Source organism: Psychrobacillus sp. (assembly GCF_056205495.1).
This window is the reverse complement of sequence record NZ_JBAEAP010000271.1, coordinates 1-2,294: the sequence shown is the minus strand read 5'-3', so window position 1 is coordinate 2,294 and position 2,294 is coordinate 1. Positions and strand designations below refer to the sequence as shown.

Here is a 2,294-nt window from a genome sequence, read left to right as displayed (position 1 = left end):
GTAATTATTAGTTTATAAAAAGTACGACCCATCATTCGATGAGCCGCACTTTTTTAATTAATGTGTTTTACAAGCGTCGTAAATTCCTGCTTCTTTAATAGCTTCGATTAAAGTTTCGCCAATTACAGATGGAGTAGCAGCCACTTTCATACCAGCAGCTTCCATTGCTTGAATTTTACCTTCTGCCGTACCTTGGCCACCAGAGATAATTGCTCCAGCGTGACCCATACGTTTTCCAGGAGGTGCAGTTTGTCCACCAATAAATCCTACTACTGGTTTCTTCATGTTAGCTTTGATCCATTCAGCAGCCTCTTCTTCAGCAGTACCACCGATTTCTCCGATCATTACTACAGCATAAGTATCTTCATCTTCGTTAAATTCTTTTAACACGTCGATAAAGTTTGTACCATTTACAGGGTCTCCACCAATACCTACAGCAGTCGTTTGACCGATGCCTGCTTGAGTCAATTGATGAACCGCCTCATATGTTAACGTACCAGAACGTGAAACTACGCCTACATGTCCTTTTGTATGGATATATCCAGGCATGATCCCGATTTTACACTCATCAGCTGTAATAACACCTGGGCAGTTTGGTCCCACTAAACGTGTTTTCTTGCCTTCCATATAGCGCTTAACTTTTACCATATCCAATACAGGAATATGTTCAGTAATACAAATAGCCATATCTAGCTCAGCGTCAACAGCTTCCATGATTGCATCAGCAGCAAATGGAGCAGGTACGTAGATTACAGATACATTAGCACCTGTATCTTTAACAGCGTCCGCTACTGTATTGAATACAGGTACGCCTTCTACTTCTGTTCCACCCTTACCAGGAGTAACCCCAGCAACGATTTTAGTGCCGTATTCTAGCATTTGTTTTGTATGGAAAAGAGCAGTTGAGCCCGTAATTCCTTGAACAATTACTTTAGTATCTTTATTAATATATACGCTCATTTTATGTCCCTGCCTTTCTTATCCTACAAGATTAACGATTTTTTGAGCACCGTCTGCCATTGAATCTGCTGCAACAATATTGATGCCTGATTCATTTAATAATTTCTTACCTAAATCTACGTTTGTACCCTCTAAGCGAACAACTAATGGCACTTGAAGTCCAACTTCTTTTGCAGCGATGATAACACCTTCTGCAATTACGTCACATTTCATGATACCACCAAAGATATTAACAAAAATACCTTTTACATTTTTGTCAGCTAAGATAATTTTGAATGCTTCTGTAACCTTTTCAGCTGTAGCACCGCCCCCAACGTCCAGGAAGTTAGCGGGTGAGCCGCCGTAGTAGCTAATTGTATCCATTGTTGCCATAGCTAAACCTGCTCCATTAACCATACATCCGATGTTTCCATCTAATGAAATATAACTTAGGTCATATTTAGATGCTTCGATTTCTTTTGGATCTTCTTCATCATAGTCACGTAACTCTAAGATGTCCTTGTGTTTGTATAAAGCATTACTGTCAAAGTTAAACTTAGCGTCTAATGCTAATACATTGTCATCCTCAGTTACTACTAATGGATTGATTTCAACGATAGAAGCATCTTTTTCATTGTAAACTTGATAAAGACCAAGCATAAACTTAGCTGCTTTATTTACAAGTTTCGCTGGAATATTCATATTGAATGCCATTCTACGAGCTTGGAATCCAGTTAATCCTACTACAGGATCGATTTCTTCATAGAATAATTTCTCCGGAGAATTTGCTGCTACTTCCTCGATGTCCATTCCGCCCTCTTCAGAGCCCATTAATGTTACACGAGAAGTCGAACGATCTAATACTAAACCTACATAATATTCTTTTTTAATTTTACTACCTTCTTCGATAAGTAGACGCTTGATCTCTTTACCTTCTGGTCCTGTTTGGTGAGTTACTAAAACTTTACCTAAAAGCTCTTTTGCATATTCACGTACTTCGTCTAAATTCTTTGCAATTTTAACCCCACCAGCTTTACCGCGTCCACCTGCGTGAATTTGGGCTTTAACAACAATAACGTCAGAACCTAATTCCTTAGCGGCCTTCACTGCTTCTTCTGGTGAAAAAGCAACGATTCCGTTAGAAACTGCTACGCCATATTGTCTAAGGAGCTGTTTACCTTGATATTCATGGATATTCATTTATACATCCTCCCTCAAACTTATGTCACTATTTGCTACCTTTATCATTGTAATAAAGCTGTCACAAATTGTCCATAAAAGTATTATAACTACAAAAAACATAGAATATTCAATCTTTAGAAATCGACAATATACTTCCTATTTTGCTAAAATAT

Annotated in this window: 2 protein-coding genes; both read right to left on the bottom strand. The window is 38.2% G+C overall.

Going from position 1 to position 2,294, the window contains the following annotated elements:
• Positions 1-57 precede the first annotated feature (57 nt).
• Complete coding sequence (gene sucD, locus AC06OU_RS07900) at positions 58-960, bottom strand: succinate--CoA ligase subunit alpha (RefSeq protein WP_169358582.1); 903 nt, start codon at positions 958-960, stop codon at positions 58-60.
• A gap of 18 nt (positions 961-978) precedes the next feature.
• On the bottom strand, positions 979-2,139 hold the full coding sequence (gene sucC / locus AC06OU_RS07895) for an ADP-forming succinate--CoA ligase subunit beta (protein ID WP_342566821.1): 1,161 nt from the start codon (positions 2,137-2,139) through the stop codon (positions 979-981).
• Positions 2,140-2,294: the final 155 nt, after the last annotated feature.